This window comes from Streptomyces sp. AA4 (assembly GCF_000158875.1).
Taxonomy (GTDB): Bacteria; Actinomycetota; Actinomycetes; order Mycobacteriales; family Pseudonocardiaceae; genus Amycolatopsis.
This window is the reverse complement of the sequence record NZ_GG657746.1, coordinates 1061582-1077600: the sequence shown is the minus strand read 5'-3', so window position 1 is coordinate 1077600 and position 16019 is coordinate 1061582. Positions and strand designations below refer to the sequence as shown.

Annotated in this window: 13 protein-coding genes; 7 read left to right on the top strand and 6 right to left on the bottom strand. The window is 68.0% G+C overall.

Annotated elements, in window-relative coordinates; genetic code table 11:
- The first annotated feature begins 51 nt into the window (after positions 1 to 51).
- Both SSMG_RS05145 and SSMG_RS05140 read left to right on the top strand, forming a co-directional pair.
- Positions 52 to 1272: a diguanylate cyclase gene (locus SSMG_RS05145; protein WP_037712614.1), complete on the top strand. Its 1221-nt coding sequence runs from the start codon at positions 52 to 54 to the stop codon at positions 1270 to 1272.
- A 33-nt stretch (positions 1273 to 1305) separates the two neighbouring features.
- The gene (locus tag SSMG_RS05140; protein WP_009073438.1) at positions 1306 to 1722 is read left to right on the top strand and encodes a VOC family protein; all 417 of its coding nucleotides are present in this window, start codon (positions 1306 to 1308) and stop codon (positions 1720 to 1722) included.
- A gap of 88 nt (positions 1723 to 1810) precedes the next feature.
- Here SSMG_RS05140 and SSMG_RS05135 read toward each other — a convergent pair whose 3' ends face one another.
- The 5 genes from SSMG_RS05135 to SSMG_RS05115 all read right to left on the bottom strand — a co-directional run bounded on the left by SSMG_RS05135 (position 1811) and on the right by SSMG_RS05115 (position 6159).
- Positions 1811 to 2566, bottom strand: a complete 756-nt coding sequence (locus SSMG_RS05135; RefSeq protein WP_009073437.1) for an SDR family NAD(P)-dependent oxidoreductase — start codon at positions 2564 to 2566, stop codon at positions 1811 to 1813.
- A gap of 122 nt (positions 2567 to 2688) precedes the next feature.
- Positions 2689 to 3531 carry a hypothetical protein gene (locus tag SSMG_RS05130; RefSeq protein ID WP_037712612.1) on the bottom strand — a complete coding sequence of 281 codons (843 nt, stop codon included), beginning with the start codon at positions 3529 to 3531 and terminating at the stop codon, positions 2689 to 2691.
- A gap of 88 nt (positions 3532 to 3619) precedes the next feature.
- Entirely contained in the window at positions 3620 to 4636 is a 1017-nt protein-coding gene (locus SSMG_RS05125) for a S1 family peptidase (RefSeq protein ID WP_037712611.1), read from the bottom strand.
- Between the two features lie 175 nt (positions 4637 to 4811).
- On the bottom strand, positions 4812 to 5114 hold the full coding sequence (locus tag SSMG_RS05120) for a GNAT family N-acetyltransferase (RefSeq protein ID WP_037712608.1): 303 nt from the start codon (positions 5112 to 5114) through the stop codon (positions 4812 to 4814).
- A 10-nt stretch (positions 5115 to 5124) separates the two neighbouring features.
- Positions 5125 to 6159, bottom strand: coding sequence for a LacI family DNA-binding transcriptional regulator (locus SSMG_RS05115; RefSeq protein WP_009073428.1), 1035 nt, complete (start codon positions 6157 to 6159; stop codon positions 5125 to 5127).
- A 136-nt stretch (positions 6160 to 6295) separates the two neighbouring features.
- On the opposite strand from SSMG_RS05115, the gene SSMG_RS05110 reads away from it, so the two are divergent.
- From SSMG_RS05110 to SSMG_RS05095, 4 genes are read left to right on the top strand one after another with little or no spacing between them, the layout of a single operon-like run.
- On the top strand, positions 6296 to 7681 hold the full coding sequence (locus SSMG_RS05110; RefSeq protein WP_009073426.1) for an ABC transporter substrate-binding protein: 1386 nt from the start codon (positions 6296 to 6298) through the stop codon (positions 7679 to 7681).
- Positions 7678 to 8628 carry a carbohydrate ABC transporter permease gene (locus SSMG_RS05105; protein WP_009073424.1) on the top strand — a complete coding sequence of 317 codons (951 nt, stop codon included), beginning with the start codon at positions 7678 to 7680 and terminating at the stop codon, positions 8626 to 8628. The genes SSMG_RS05110 and SSMG_RS05105 overlap by 4 nt, the downstream gene beginning before the upstream one ends.
- Before the next feature lies 1 nt (position 8629).
- Positions 8630 to 9499 (top strand): carbohydrate ABC transporter permease, encoded by an 870-nt coding sequence (locus SSMG_RS05100; RefSeq protein ID WP_009073421.1) that lies wholly within the window; start codon positions 8630 to 8632, stop codon positions 9497 to 9499.
- A gap of 6 nt (positions 9500 to 9505) precedes the next feature.
- A complete protein-coding gene (locus SSMG_RS05095; RefSeq protein WP_009073419.1) occupies positions 9506 to 11560 on the top strand; it encodes a glycoside hydrolase family 2 protein in 2055 nt (684 codons plus the stop codon).
- Between the two features lie 50 nt (positions 11561 to 11610).
- On the opposite strand, the gene SSMG_RS05090 is transcribed toward SSMG_RS05095, so the two are convergent.
- Positions 11611 to 13179, bottom strand: coding sequence for a sialidase family protein (locus SSMG_RS05090; RefSeq protein ID WP_234392801.1), 1569 nt, complete (start codon positions 13177 to 13179; stop codon positions 11611 to 11613).
- A 459-nt stretch (positions 13180 to 13638) separates the two neighbouring features.
- Between SSMG_RS05090 and SSMG_RS05085 the strand changes: the two genes are divergently transcribed.
- On the top strand, positions 13639 to 15882 hold the full coding sequence (locus tag SSMG_RS05085) for a terpene synthase (protein ID WP_009073415.1): 2244 nt from the start codon (positions 13639 to 13641) through the stop codon (positions 15880 to 15882).
- Positions 15883 to 16019 lie beyond the last annotated feature (137 nt).

The window sequence follows — 16019 nt, the reverse complement described above, 5'->3', positions numbered from 1 at the left end:
GCCGGGTGGTTCACAGGCTGGCGCCTATGGCGGTTGCCCTCTCACGTCCGCATGTACGTGCTGCTGGTGAACGTCGTGGCCGTGGGCACCACCGTCGCCACCGCGTGGCTCGCCCCGGTGCACCAGATCGACCTGATCCGCTTCGGCGTGCTCGCCGTGTGCGCGGCGCTCGCGATCGAGGCGACCCGGCACATCGAACGGCAGCGCGAGTACAGCCGAGCGCCCACCGTCGCGTACGTCGACACCAAGGCCGTGTGGAGCATCGCCGCCGTGGTGGCGCTGCCGGCGATCCTCGCGTCGGCGATGGTCGTGCTCACCTACGCCGTCGCGTGGTGGCGGATCTGGCCGCGCGAACGGCCCGTCCTGCCGCACCGCTGGATTTTCTCCTGCGCGACCGTCCTGTGCGGGACGCAAGCCGCGGTCGCCGTGCTCGCGCTCGGCATGCACGAATACCCCGGGGGGCTCGCCGGCGGCTTCGGTCCGGGCCTGCTCGACCTGGTCGTTTTCGTGCTCGCCGCCGGACTGCGCTGGGCGATCAACACCGCGCTCGTCATGGTCGCGATCGCGCTGTCGAGCCCGCCGCGGTCGTTCGCCGACCTGTTCTCCGGCTTCGGCGACCAGCTCCTCGAAGCCGGCGCGATCGGGCTCGGCCTGGTCACCGCGGCCCTCCTGCTGCTGGCCAACCCGCTGATCCTGGCGGGCGTCGTGATCGCGCTCGTGGCCTTGCACCGCGGGCTGCTGCTCACCCAGTTCCAGCGCGACGCGCGCACCGACGTCACCACTGGGCTGGCCACCAAACGCTGGTGGCGCACGGTCACCGAGCGCTACCTCGAACGCGCGCGGGCGAACCAGGACAGCGTCGGCGTGCTGCTGCTCGACCTCGACCACTTCAAGGCGATCAACGACACCTACGGCCACCCCACCGGCGACCTGGTGCTGCGCGAGATCGCGCTGTCCCTGCGCGACGAGGTCCGCGAGCAGGACGTGTGCGGCCGCTGGGGCGGCGAGGAGTTCGCGATCGCGCTGCCGGACATCCCGAGCGCCGAGCACCTCGGCCACATCGCCGACCGCATCCGGCGGCGGATCCCGCAGGTGGTCGTCGCGCTGCCGGACCAGGACTCGGTGATCAGCGACCTGACCGTCTCGATCGGCTGCGCGCTGTACCCGGCCGAGCACCTCGCGAGCGTCGACGACGTGCTCGTGGCCGCCGACGCCGCGCTGTACCGGGCCAAGCAGGCGGGCCGGAACCGGGTGGAGCTGGCGAGCGCTTGACCGCCTGCTCGCGCCGCCGCTAGAACTCGTCCCATGGACTGGACTCTCGAGGTCGTCGTCGTCCCGGTAACCGACGTGGACCGGGCCAAAGCGTTCTACGTCGACCAAGTCGGCTTCCGCCTCGACCACGACATCAGCCCTGGTCCGGGCCTGCGCCTGGTGCAGCTGACGCCGCCGGGATCGGGCTGCTCGATCGTGCTCGGGAAGGGCATGGTGCCGGACATGCCGCCGGGGTCGCTGAAGGGTCTGCAGCTGGTCGTCGCCGACGTCCGGAAAGCCCGCGAGGAACTAGTGGAGCGCGGGGTCGAGGTCGGAGAGGTGCAGCTCTACGGCCCGGATCCGGGCACTGGGGCGCTCGAAGATCTCGACAACATCGGGTTCATCCACTTCTCGGATCCTGACGGCAACAGCTGGTCGGTGCAGCAGATTTCCGCTCGCGCGAAGGGCTGACCCTGCGGCAGCGGTTCCGCCCCGACACCGGACTCACGGCCCCTCCAGACAGCTTCAACTCGCAGCAAGCGGTGTCCTGGCGAAAGGCCTAATCCACCAGCGCACCGCAACTGACGTTCACCGTCGCCGCGGTCATCGTGCGGGCTCGGTCGGACGCGACAAACGCCGCTACCGCACCGACGTCGGCCAGGGTTGCCGTGCGGCCCAGCATGGTGGGTTCGGCTAGTTCCGCGGCCAGGGCCTCGGCTCCGGGGAAGTCCGCGGGAATGGTCTCCGGGACGCCGCCGGTCCGCAGGGTCACGGTGCGCACGCCGTAGCGGCCGAGTTCGGCGGCGAGTTGGCGGCGCATCGCTTCCAGCGCCGAGAACCCCACTTGCAGGCCGCCGACCGCGTGGTTGCGCACGGGGTCTCCGTCGCCGCCGAAGAGGAGGACGACGCCGTTGCCTTGGCGTTTCATGTGGCGGCCGGCGGCGCGCATGGTGAGGAACGTCGTGCGCACGCCGTTGACCACCGGCTGTTCGTAATCCGCCAGCGACATCTCGATCATGGGTGTTCCCTGGACATCGCCGTGGCTGATCACGTTCACCGAGATGTCGAGGCTGCCCGCGGTTTCGACTACTGCGTCGGCATGGGCGTCGACGGACTTCTCGTCGAGGGCGTCGACTACCGCGACGTCGGCGGTGCCGCCAGCGGCGCGGATCTCGTCGGCCACTCGGTCCAGCTTTTCGCGGGTGCGTCCGGCCAGGAAGACTCGCGCGCCTTCCTCGGCGAACGCTCGCGCGAACGCGCCGCCGATTCCTCCGCCAGCGCCGTACACGACCGCGTTTTTGCCTTCCAGCAGCATCTCCCGGGCTCCCTTCTCGTGCCTGTCACCAGTGCGTCGAGCGGGGAACCGGGGAATCGACACCAGGGCGGGCTACGCCCTCACCTGCGGCTCAGCGGCAAGCGGGAACCAGGCAATCGACCTCAAGGACGGCCCACGCCCATCGGATTGGGGACGGGAACACCTCCGCTGTCGATAATCCGTCGGCTCAACGGGACCGCCAGCTCCAACACCCGGTCGACCCCGGACGGACCCAGCGCTTCGAGCGGGGCGGCCGCCAGCCGGTCGGTGGTTTCTTCGATCGTTCGACGGACTTCCGCGCCGGCGGGGGTCAGGCCTTCGGCGTCGAGCAGGCCGCGATCGATCAGGGTGGCGGTTGCCTCGGCCCATTCCTCGTCGGTCCAGCCTCGGGCGCGCTGGACTTGCTCGCGGGCAGTCGCGCCGGTGGCGATGTGCGTGAGGGTGGTTTCCAGACCGGTGAGACCGGAGGCGACCGCGGCCAGGACGTGGCCGTCTCCTCGATGTTCGCGCAGGACAGCGGTCGCCAGCCACAACCGGGCCAGCGGACGGTCTGGGCGCGGCACCGCGGACCAGGCGGCGGCGAGTGGGCGCGCGTCGAACGAGCAGGCGGCGGCCGCTTGTTCCAGCAGCGCGGCCAGTTCGTCCACAGTGTCCGGCCCGAGCAACCGCGCCAACGCCGCTTCGACCGCTTCCACTCGGGTGCGCAGCACGTCGGCGGGAGAGGCGAACGTCCACGCGTCCGGCAGCGCTCGCTCGACCATCCGCGGCGCGAAGCCGAAGAACATCGACGTGACCGGTTCCGGTCCGATCGGGCCGAGCGGTGCGGCTCGGCCCGCGAAGTAGCCCATCCACCAGCCGCGCAAGCCGACGTCCTTCGCCGCCGCGGCGGGTTCCGGGGCGAAGTAGACGACTGCGTGGATCGGTTCGATGGTGTTCCAGAGGGTGCGGGCCGGGCTCGGCTTCATGCGGGCAACTTTAAGCCCGGGGTACGACAAAATCGGAAAAAAGCCCGCCGCCCCGGAAGAGGGACGGCGGGCTGGAGAACTGAAAACCTCAGGCGAGCTCGAGGCCGTAGGACTGCAGTTCCAGAGTCAGCGGGTAGAAGTAGCTGGTCTGAGTGTCGCCGCCGGAGAGGGTGCCGAGGCCCTTGTCGCCGTCGTACGCCGGGCCGCCCGAGTCGCCGTGGTCGGTGTGGGCGGTGGTGCCGAACTCGTGGTTCAGGACGCCGACGTCGAAGTTGACCGACTCGTCCACCGAGGTGACCTCGCCGCTGCCGCCGCCGGTCGTCTGGCCCATCTTCTGGATCTGCTCGCCGACGGTCGGGCTGGCGGCGCTGGTGATCTGCTGGCCGGTGTTGATCGCGCCCGGACCGGTGCCGTTCGGGCGGGTCAGCAGGCCGGAGTCGGCACCGGGGCAGTCGCTTTCGACGACCTGCGCGCCCGAGACGTCGCCGCCGGACCAGGTGCCGCCCTCGTTGGTGCAGTGGCCCGCGGTCAGCATGTACGGCTGGCCGCCCCTGGTCACGTTGAAGCCGAGCGAACAGGTGAACTGGCCGTTGTTGATCGAGTCGCCGTCCGCGATGTAGGTGGCGAGCTTGCCCGAACGGTGCTCGACGCGCGCCGCGTCGCCTAGCTTCGCCGCGGCCGCGGCGACCTTGTCCTTCGTGGCCTGGGACGCGGAGTCGTAGATCTTCACCACGACCTGGTTGGTCTTGGTGTCGATGCCCCACGACGTCTGCGGCACGTTCTTGACCGTGTCCATCTGGTTCTTCGCGCCGGTAAGTGCGGTGAAGCTGTGCTTCACGAGCTTCGTCGCGAAGCCGGCTGCCTTGGCCTTCTCCTGCGCCGCGGCGTCGGTGACGTTCAGGACCGCCTTGCCGCGTTCGAGGTAGATGCCGCCGTTTCCGGCGCCGAGCGTGTCGGCGATCTGTGTCGCCTGGGTGATCGCCTTCGCCTGCATTTGGGCGAACGCCATCGGGCTGGCCGAGGCTGCGTTCACGCACATGCCGGCGGTCAAGGCCGCGGCCGACAGTGCGGTGCATCCGGCGACGAGCGTCTTCCGGGAAGTCATGGATCTTCCTCCAGGTGGGCTGAAACCGACCGGTGGGACGACCCTCACTGTTGTTGCCCGGCAACCAACGCGGAACCGACGAAGGTTGGTTAATAACCAAAAAATGCGGACGAACCGGACACCACTACCCCGTTCGGCCCACGTGGGCTAACCCGAACGACGTCGCTGACCTGCGTCAGTGCTGTCCGGGCCACCGGACGTGCTCGGCGTAGCCCTCGTTCTTGCGCAGGTACCCGGCGATGAACGGGCACACCGGAACGATCACGCCGCCGCGCGCGACGACGTCGTCCAGCGCGGCCTTCGCGAGCACCTTGCCGAGCCCGCGGCCGCCGAACTCGTCGCCGATCTCGGTGTGGGTGAAGACGGTTTCGGTGCCCTTCAGGGTGTATTCGGCGAAGCCGGCGAGCTTGCCGTCCGCATACACTTCGTAGCGGTTTTCGCTGTCATTGCGGGAGACGCGGGGTTCTTCTTCGCTCATTCCCGCATCCTCACACACTGTCGGCAGTCCGGCTTCCCGCTCCGGTGCTCTCCCGCGCGAGCAGCTTGTGCGGCGCGACGAACTCCTCGGCGGGCAGCTCCGGATTCTCGATGCGGGCAGCGAGCCGGGACACCGCGGTCCGCGCGATGAACGGCGTGTCCAGCGAGACGGTGCTCAAGGAGGGCCGGGAGTAGCGGCCTTCCTCGATGTCGTCGATGCCGATGATCGCCACGTCCTCCGGGACGCGCAGGCCGGCGTCGAACACCGCGCGGATCGCGCCCATCGCTAGCAGGTCGGAATAGCAGAAAATGGCGTCCGGGCGCGGAGATTCGCGAAGCAGCGACGCGGTGGCCGCGTATCCGTCCGCCCGGCCGTAGTGAGCAGCCGTGGCCTGCAGCGCGTTCACCGGTTCCAGACCGTGCTCGTCGAGCGCTTTGCGGAATCCCTCGGTGCGCTGCAACGGCGTCGAGTACATCTCCTTCGGCTGCGCGCCGAGGGCCGCGATCCGAGTGCGGCCGCGTTCGAGCAGATGCGTCGTCGCGTCGTGGGCCGCGACGACGTTGTCGATCGCCACGTGGTCGAAGCGGTGGTCGAAGACGTGCTCGCCGAGAAGGATCAACGGCGACGAGCGCGCCGGGTCCACGTCGCGCAGTTCGTCGCCCGTCGCGAGCGGCGCGAACAGCATGCCGTCGAACAGATTGCGCCTGCCCCCGCCGCGCAGCAGCTGGCGTTCCCGCTCGTGGTCGTGCCCGGTCTGGTCGATCATCACCTGGAAGCCGAGGTCCGCGGCGGCGTCGATGACCTCGCGGGCGAGCTGGCTGAAGTAGGGCACGTCGATCTCCGGCACCACCAGCGAGAGCAGCCCCGTCTTGCCGGTGCGCAGCGTGCGCGCGACCGGGTTCGGGATGTAGCCGAGTTCCTCGATGGCCCGCAGCACGCGCTGGCGCATCTTCTCGCTGACGTGCTCGTATCCGCTGACGACGTTCGACACCGTGCGCACCGAAACCTGCGCCCGATCCGCCACGTCCCGCAACGTCGCCGCCATGGAGCCCCCTTCGCCGGAAGTCATCCTACCTTTTGCAACGTGTGCAAGCATGTCGTACAGTTTGCCTACGTTGGCAAATCCACGGCGGGCACCTCTCCGCACGCCGCGTTGCCGCCGTCCCGCACAAAGGAGTGCCATGAATCCCACTCTCCGACGGAGCGGACGGACAGCCCGCCTCCGCGTCCGCCGCGGCGGCGTCGCCGCCGCCGCGACCCTGCTCGTCGCCGGGCTGAGCGGCTGCGGTCCGGACATCAGCTCCGACGGCCCGGCCGCGGACAACGCCGTGCTGCAGGCCCCGTCCGAGGACTCGCCGAAGGGCGAGATCACCGTCTGGGACCGCTCCGGCGACCTGTACAAGGTCTTCGATTCCGCGATCAAGAAGTTCACCGCGAAGTACCCCGGCGTCACGGTCAAGCACGAGGCCGTCGACATCGACTCCAAACTGCAGAACACGCTGATCACCGGCACCGACGTGCCCGACGGCGTCTTCCTCGACGACGCCAAGGTCGGCCGGTACGTCAGCCATCTGTGGAATCTCAAGGACGTCCTCGCGCCCTACACCAAGGACATCGCGAAGCAGAAGGTCGACGTCAACACCGTGGGCGGCGGCATCTACGGCGTGCCCTTCGACCTCGACCCCGGCCTGCTGTTCTACAACGCGAAGGCGCTCAGCGCGGCCGGGATCGACCCGAACGGCATCAAGACCTACGACGATTTGCTCGCCGCGGCGAAGAAGTACCAGCAGTTCAAGCCCGGCGCGAAACCGATCCACCTGGAGCAGGACGCCTTCAACAGCCAGCTCCAGCTCGAGATGTTCGCCAGCCAGCTGGGCACCGGCCTCGCCGGTCCGGACGGCAAGCTGCGGCTGAATTCCCCGCAGTACCACCAGATCCTGACCTGGCTGGACACCGTCCGCAAGGAAGGACTCGGCACCCGCGCCGAGTACCTCAAGCCCAGCGACGTCGGCGCGCTGGACTCGGCCGACGAGGTCTTCTACCCGTGGGCGATCTGGTTCGACTTCGCGCCGCAGCAGCAGCTGACTGCGTCCAAGGGCGACTGGCGGGCGATGCCGCTGCCGGCGTGGACCGCGGGCGGCGCTCGCAGCGGCGCGATGGGCGGCTCGTCGTTCGTCATCCCCAAGGACGCCAAGAACCCGAAGCTGGCCTGGCTGCTCTACCGCTTCCTGATGTTCGACCAGGCGGGCTACACCGCCGTTTACGGCCCCAACGCGGTCTACCCGGGCGGCCTCAACACCTCCGTCCCGGCCTATCTTCCCGCCGCCGATCCGGCGAAACCGCTGTTCCGGCCCATCGACGCGATGGGCGGGCAGGACGTCTGGAAGACCGCCGTCGAAGCGGGCCGGGAAATCCCCGGCGGGGCCCCAATCCCGGCCTGGTGGTCCGGCGCGGTCGACTACCTCGGCACTGACCTGCAGAAAATGCTGGACGGCACGCTCACCCCGCAACAGGTGATCGACAAGGCGGGCCAGGACATCCAGACCAACCTGATCGACCGCAAATGACCACTCGTTCCGCCTCCCCCGCGGCGAAGGTGTACCGGGAACCGGCCGTCGAGCCGCGCTCCCGGGCACCTCGCCGTCGGCGGCACACTCTCCCCTGGCGCCGCCTGCTCGCGCCGTACGTGTTCGTGCTGCCGTTCGTGCTGGTGTTCTTGGCTTTCAGCGTGTATCCGCTGTTCTTCACGCTGCGGCTGAGCTTCACCGACTGGCACGGATCCGGTGCCGCGCACTGGATCGGCTTCGACAACTACCGCTATCTGCTGACCAGCAACGGATTCTGGGCGTCGCTCGGCAACTCCGGCGTGCTGTGGCTCTTGATCGTCCCGGCGCAGCTGGTGCTCGCGGTGCTCGTGGCGGTGCTGCTCAACGCGATCAAGCGGCTGCGCGGGTTCTACCGGGTCGCGTTCGTCGTGCCGTTCGTGACGCCGCTGGTCGCGGTCGCGCAGATCTGGATCGTGCTGTTCGACCAGGACAACGGCGCGGTGAACGCGATGCTCGGCGCGGTCGGCCTCCCGCCGGTCGGCTGGCTCGTCACGAGCGGATGGGCGAAACCGACCCTCGCGCTGCTGTTTCTCTGGAAGACCACCGGATTCGTGGTGCTGATCGTCCTTTCCGGACTCCAGCAGATCGACCGCGGCCTGTACGAGGCCGCCGCGCTCGACGGCGCGGGCCGGACGCGCCAGCTGTGGTCGATCACCGTTCCGCTGCTGCGCCGTTCGCTGATGTTCAGCCTCGTCCTGCAGACGCTGGCGGTGTTCCAGATGTTCGCCGAACCGTACGTGGTGACGAAAGGCGGCCCGTACACCTCGACCACCACGGCCGGGCTCTATCTCTACAACCACATCACCCGCGCGGATCTCGGCACCGGGGCGGCGAACTCGTTCCTGCTGGTGATCGTCGTGATGGCGGTGTCGCTGCTTTTCGTCCGGCTGCTCCGAGCGGAGGACTGACATGACCACCCTCGGCGTCCGTCCACGACGGACCAGGCCGCTGCTCGGCTCGCACGCGTTCCTCCTGGTGCTCACCGTCGCGCTGCTCGCGCCGGTGGTCTGGGCGATCCTGTCGTCGTTCAAACCGGCGGGCGAGATCATCCGCGATCCGCTCGGGTTCGATCCGGCGACGCTCACCCTCGCCAATTTCCGCGGGATGTTCCAGGACGTCCCGATCGGCAGCGGGTTCATCAACACCGGCCTCGTGCTCGTGGCGAAGGGCGCGATCACGATGTTCTGCGCGCCGCTGGCGGCCTACGCGTTCGCGAAGTACCGGTTCGCCGGCCGGAACCTGATCTTCGGCGCGGTGCTGCTCACCCTGATGCTGCCGACGATCGTGCTGGTCATCCCGCTGCTGCTGGAGATGAAGGAACTCGGCTGGGTCAACACCTACCAGGCGCTGATCCTGCCCGGTTCGGTCGACGCGTTCGCGATCTTCTGGATGCGCCAGGTGATCGCGGCGGTGCCGGACGAACTGCTCGACGCCGCCCGCGTCGACGGCTGCGGCGAGTTCGGCATCTTCTGGCGCGTGGTGGTCCCGGCGATCCGGCCGGGTCTCGCCGGGCTCGGCGTGCTGACGATCATGAACATCTACAACGATTTCGTCTGGCCGGTCGTCGCGGCCAGCTCCAGCCGGATGGCCACCCTCCAGGTGGTCCTCTCGACGCTCGCCCAGAACATCTCGGGCAACCGGGTGGGAGCCGATTACGCGACCGTGACCGGCGAACTGCTCGCCGCCGCGTCGGTCGCGCTCGTCCCGCTCCTGATCCTGTTCATCGTGCTGCAGAAGCATTTCATCAACGGCATCCTCGCCGGAAGCGTAAAGGGCTGACACACCATGACGATTGCCGAGAACGCCGCCGAGCCGACCGCCGCGGAGGCGGTCCCCCGGCCCGGCTATCCGCGTCCCGACCGGGACCGGTCCGCGCGGTGGCTGAGCCTCAACGGCCGCTGGCAGTTCGCCGCGGACGACGGGGCGCCCGATTCGATCACCGTCCCGTTCGCTTGGGAGACACCGGCTTCCGGAGTGCACCGGACCTGGCTGGAGCACGCGGTCTACACGCGCACGATCACGGTTCCTTCGGAGTGGGCGGGACATCGGGTGGCACTGTGCTTCGGCGCGGTGCATCACCGAGCGGTCGTCTCGATCGACGGAGCGGTCCTCGGTTCGCACGTCGGCGGGCACAGTTCGTTCGAGTTCGACGTCACCGACGTGCTGGAGCCGGGCCGGGCCGCCGAGCTGACCGTCGAGGTCGACGCGCCTGCGGACAAACGCGAAATCCCGCACGGCAAACAACGTTCGATCCCGCGGGACGACTACGACGGCGTCTCGTTCACGCCGACGTCCGGGATCTGGCAGAGCGTCTGGCTCGAAGCTCGCGGACGCACTTACGCCGCTGAAGTTTCCGTACGCGGGGATTCGCTGACCGGCTTTGACATCGTTGGCGAACTCGCCGGGGACGCCCCAGAAAGCGCGTCCGTGGTCGCACTCCTGGAAGGCCGCGAGACTGTTCTTTCGGTGCGGGACGGGCGTTTCTCCGGTCGCTTGGAGGTTCCTTCCCCGCAATTGTGGAGCCCGCAATCACCGCATCTGTACTCCATCGCGCTCACCGTCGGCGAAGGCGACTACGCCGACCGGCTGACCGTGACCGGCGGCCTCCGCAGGATCGAAACGCGCGGTGAGGCGTTGTACCTCAACGAGGAACGGCTGTACGTGCGAGGCGTGCTCGACCAGGGCTACTGGCCGGAATCCGGGCTCACCGCACCGGACGACGAAGCTCTGGTTCGCGACCTCGACCTGGCGCGCGAACTCGGTTTTTCGCTGGTGCGCAAGCATTTGAAGTTCGAGGAACCGCGGTGGCTCGACCACGCCGACCGGACCGGGATGCTGATCTGGGCCGAACCGCCCGCTCCGAGCCGGTTCAGCCCGGCCGCCGCGGCGGCGTTCGAGGCGCAACTGCCGGATCTCGTGCGCCGCGACGGCAACCATCCGTCGATCGTGATCTGGGGGCTGTACAACGAAGAATGGGGCCTGGACTGGGACATCCCGGGCAGCCCGGAGCGCGCCGCCGCGGCCGTGCGGGCCTACGACCTCATGCGCTCGCTCGACGACACGCGGCCGATCGTGGAGAACTCCGGCTGGGCGCACGTCAAGACGGATTTGGTCGACTGGCATTACTACGACGAAAACCCGCGCAACTGGGCGGAAAACCTCGCCGCGCTCGCGTCCGGCGAGAGGGAGTCGTTCGAGGTCAAGCTGCGGCCGGATTTCCTGGTCGACAAATCGTTCTACGGTTCGGCCGACTTTCCACGCTCCGGCGTGCCGGTGCTGAACAGCGAGTACGGGGCCGGGTTCACCAGCCTGGAACGGGCCTGGCACGTGCGCTGGCAGACCCAGGAAATCCGCAGGCACGACCGGTTTTCCGGGTATATCTACACCGAACTGACCGACGTGGAACACGAGATGGCGGGCCTGCTGGACGCGCACCGGCGGCCGAAGGACTGGGGCGGACTGAACCCGGCCGACGCCTTCGCGGCGACGACCCTGGTGGTCGACCTCGTGCCCGCACACGCCGGTGCCGACCTGCCGGTCCCGAACGAACCGCTGACCCTTGACGTGCACGTCTCGCACACCGGCCAGGAACCGATCGCGGGAACACTGCACGCGGGCTGGGGTGCGTCGGGTTCCCGAAACCTGCCTGCTGCATCCGCTTCGCTTGCCGCGCAAGCTAAACCGTTCCGTCTCAGCGACACTTTCCCGCTGACCGTTCCCGCACCGGGCGGCCCGGCGCGGCTGCACCTGTGGCTGGAAACGGACGGCAAGGTGACGGCGCGGACGTTCGTGGACGCGGCGGTCGTGGAGGAACTGAACCGGCGCGGCGCGCGGGACTGATCCTTAACGGGGAAGGGGCGGCCAGCCTGAGCTGGCCGCCCCTTTTTTGCTCAGGCTGGAACGTGCCAAACCTGGGTGAACAAGCCGTTGCAGTCATAGATCTGCAACTGTGTGCCATCCGCCGTCTGCGCCTGCGGATCGTCCAGGCAACGCCCCGACTGCGGGTTGTAAATCGAACCGTCCGCGCGCGCCTGCCACTGCTGCGCGCCCGTGCCTAGGCAATCGCGAAGCTCCACTTTGGACGAATTCGCCGTGCCGCCGCCGACGATGTTCAGGCATTTGTCGAAGGCGCGGATCGTGCCGTCGGTTTCCAGCGACCACTGCTGTCCGGTCGCGATCCCGCAGGTGTACAGCTGCACCGCGTTGCCGTTGACCGACGTGTTGGTGTTCACGTCGACGCATTTGCCGGTGGTGCCGGGGCCGGTGATCCGACCCTGCGCGTTCGGCAGCGTCGCCGTGCCGAAGTCGGTTTCGCATTTGCCGGTGGACAAATGCGTGCCCGCGAGCATCAGGAACGTGTTGCCCGAGGGCGCGCCGAGCAGCGGCGAACTGTACCCGGCGCAGGCCGTCTCGCCCGCGTCGTAGCCGCCGGTCGGCGCGGTGGTCACCGGCGTCGTGATCTCTTGCCACGGACCGGATCCGAGGTTCCGGTTCACGAACAGCACGTGCCCGTCCTCCGGCTGGATCGCCAGCGAACCGTCCGTGCCCGCGACGACCCGCTGGCCGGACGCGATGAGCGTGCCGTTCGCGCCGCCCGCCGGGGACCACGTCAGGTACGGCGTGTGCAGCAGGAACCGGTGGTCGGCGGTCTCGATCCGGGTGCCGAGGCTGCCGGGGTTCCACGCTTCGGCGTCCGGCGACGTCTTGAAGTAGACGTCGCAGGCCTGGTCCGGGTCGGCACCGGCTTTGCAGTCCTCATAAGTCATCGCGTACGTGCCGTTGGGCAAGGGGACGACGGTGGCCATCCCGGGCCGGTCGACGCCGTTCTGCAGGGCGACGTCGTAGACCTCGTTGCCCCACGTGAGGCCGCCGTCGGTGGAGACCGCGTGCGCGAGCACCTGGGCGTAGTTGTTCACCGACGAGCGTTCGTCGGAAAAATAGCAGATGAGCCCGTGGTCGGTGGTGGCGAACTCCGGCTCCCAGATGCCGTGGCCGATCGTGTTCGCCATGCCGGACTCGGCCGCGCACGAGCTGCGGTAGGTCCAGCTCGCGCCCTGATTGGTGGACACGAAAACCTCGACCGCCTGCTGCGTGTAGTCGCCGTGGTTCCAGGCAGTGCCCGCGGCGAGCAGCGTGCCGGCGGGCAACGATCCTTCGGCGCGCGGCAGTTCGTAGAGCGTCGGGCCGTCGAGATCCCAGCCGTGCTGGGTGTCGGTGACCGTGCTGATCGGCGAGGACGTCCAGGTGACGCCGTTGTCGGTCGAGCGGTAGATCGGGAAGTTCGCCTTCCCGACGCCGGTGCCGGAATGGGAGAACGTGGCCAGCAGGGTGCCGTTCGCGCTGCCGTTGTGCGCGAGGCGGATGACGCGCGGATAGCTCGCGTCCTCAGTGGATCCGCTGGCGGTGCTGGGCCGGTAAAGCACCCCGCCGGACGTGGTGGCCGCGACGGCGGTACTCACCGGAAGCGTGCCCGCGGCGCCGAGCACGACAGCGGCGACCAGCGCGCCGCGCCGTCTCCGACGAGATCGGGAGGTGTGGGGACCAGGCGACATAAGCGTCACTCCTAGGACGGGACGGCGCCGCCGCCTCCCCCGCCCACCACGCCCGCTGGGTTTCTCGAAGAGGTGACCGACAGGGGATCTGGCCGCTTTGCCATCGTGTGAAAATCTGAGGATACTCCAGTTTGCACACGTTGCAAGAAACTGTCCGGCGGACAATGACCGCCACCGCCCAGCCCCCGGATGTCGGCCCGCCGTCCACCGTCGAGCGACGCGGCAGCACGCAACGGCACCCTCTCCGCGGGCCGCGCTGGTCCGCACGGGCGATCCCCCGGATCGGCCGAGTGGCAGGGCTTCCGCCGCGCCGGGGCGGTCTGTTTGCCTCGTGGAGTCGGTACCCGCGACGGCGAGGGAGCACGCGTGCAGCCGTTCGTCCTGCCCGAGTTCTATCTGTCCTACCCGGCCCGGCTGAACCCGCACCTGGACGGCGCGCGGAAGCACAGCAAGGCGTGGGCGTACTCGATGGACATGATCGACGTGCCCCAGCACGGCACCGTCATCTGGAACGAGCACGACCTCGACTCCCACGATTACGCGCTGCTGTGCTCCTACACCCATCCCGACGCCGCCCCGCGGGAACTCGACCTCGTCACGGACTGGTACGTCTGGGTATTCTATTTTGACGACCATTTCCTGGAACTCTTCAAACGCACCGGCGACATCGAACACGCCCGCGCTTACCTCGACCGGATCGCGCGTTTCATGCCCGCCGAAGGCGAAATCACCGAAACCCCGGAAAACCCCGTCGAACGCGGCCTGACCGACCTGTGGAACCGCACCGTCCCGCATCGGTCAGCAGGCTGGCGGCACCGCTTCCGCGAAAGCACCCGCAACCTTCTCGACGAATCCCTCTGGGAACTGGCCAACATCAACGAAAGCCGGATCGCGAACCCCATCGAGTACGTCGCCATGCGCCGCAAAGTCGGCGGCGCCCCCTGGTCCGCGAACCTGATCGAACACTCGCTGAACGCCGAGGTTCCCGACGAAATCGCCGCGAAACGCCCGATGGAAGTCCTGCGCGATTGCTTCGCCGACGCCGTGCACCTCCGCAACGACCTCTTCTCCTACCAGCGGGAAGTCGAGGACGAGGGCGAACTTTCCAACAGTGTCCTGGTCTTCGAAAAGTTCCTCGGCTGCTCCACCCAAGAGGCCGCGGACGCGGTAAACAATCTGCTCACCTCGCGCCTGCACCAGTTCGAACACACCGCCGTCACCGAAGTCCCAGCGCTCTTCGACGAACACGACGTACAACCAGCCGGACGAGCCGAAACCCTCGCGTACGTCAAAGGCCTGCAAGACTGGCAATCCGGCGGGCACGAATGGCACCTGCGCTCAAGCCGCTACATGAACAAAGGCGCCCTGGACACCCTCAGCGGCCCGGAAATACTCGGCGGCCCAACCGGACTAGGCACCTCCGCCGCCCGAATCTTCCGCTCCGTCACCGCCACCGCCCCTCAACGCACCCGAGCCTTCACCCACCAACCCCACGAACAACTGGGCCCCGTCGCCCTTCCCTCACTCCCTTTGCCCTTCCGCCTGCAACTGAGCCCGCACCTAGCCGCGGAACGCAAGAAAATCACCGATTGGCCGCGACGCATGGGCTTCCTCTCGGAGGGAGTCTGGGACGCCACCCGCTTGCACAAGATCGATATACCGGTGGCCTCCGCAGGCCTCTGCCCCGCCGCGCCCCCGGAGCAACTGTCCCTCACCACCGACTGGCTCACCTGGGGCACCTACGCCGACGACTACTACACGGAGGCCCTCTCCCACGACCTTTCCGCCGCCAGACTGACCACCGAACGCCTCAAACTCTTCATGCCCACCGACGGCAAACCCCCGCCCACCCCGCAAACGGCGCTGGAAACCGGCCTGGCCAACCTGTGGCAACGCACCACCGGCCCACTGAGCCCCGCCGAACGCGAAGCCTTCCGCGCCACCGTCGAGTCCATGATCGACTCCTGGGTGTGGGAAGTGGCCAACCAGGCCCAAAACCGCATCCCGGACCCGATCGACTACGTCGAAATGCGCCGCCGCACCTTCGGTTCCGAACTGGTGACCAGCATCAGCCGCTTGACCAACAGCCGCACGGTACCGCCGGAAATCCACCGGAACCGGGTCATCGAAGCACTGGAGGATTCGGCCGCCGACTACGCCTGGCTGATCAACGATTTGTTCTCCTACCGCAAAGAAATAGAATACGAAGGCGCCCTGCACAACGCGGTGCTGGTAGTCAGGTCCTTCCTGGACGTAGACCAAGACCGAGCCATCCAAATCGTCGCCGACCTGGCAGAAGCAAGGCTGACCGAATTCCGCCACGCAGTAGAGGTAGGCCTGCCCGGCCTCTTCGCCGACTACGGCCTGGACGAGGAAGCACGAAACACCCTCACCGACTACGCAGACCTGCTGAAAAACCTGATGACCGGCATCGCGAACTGGCACCAGAAATCCGCCCGATACACCGACGAAGAACTGGACCGAGTCCGAAACACCCAACTCCACACCGCAGCAGCAGCCCCCATCGACACCGCGAAAGCCCTCCAACACCCAGGCTGCACCGGCACCCCACGGGGCCCCAAGCCCCTACTCACCTCGCACAGCCAGTAAGAACAACAAACACCGCCGCCAATACACCCAAACAGCGTGGCACCCAGCCCCTCCCCCAACCCCGATACGAAGCTCCCTGCGGGCGGTGGGTGCTTGTCAAGGCATCTTTCCCGCCTTGACAAGCACCCGCTGCCCGT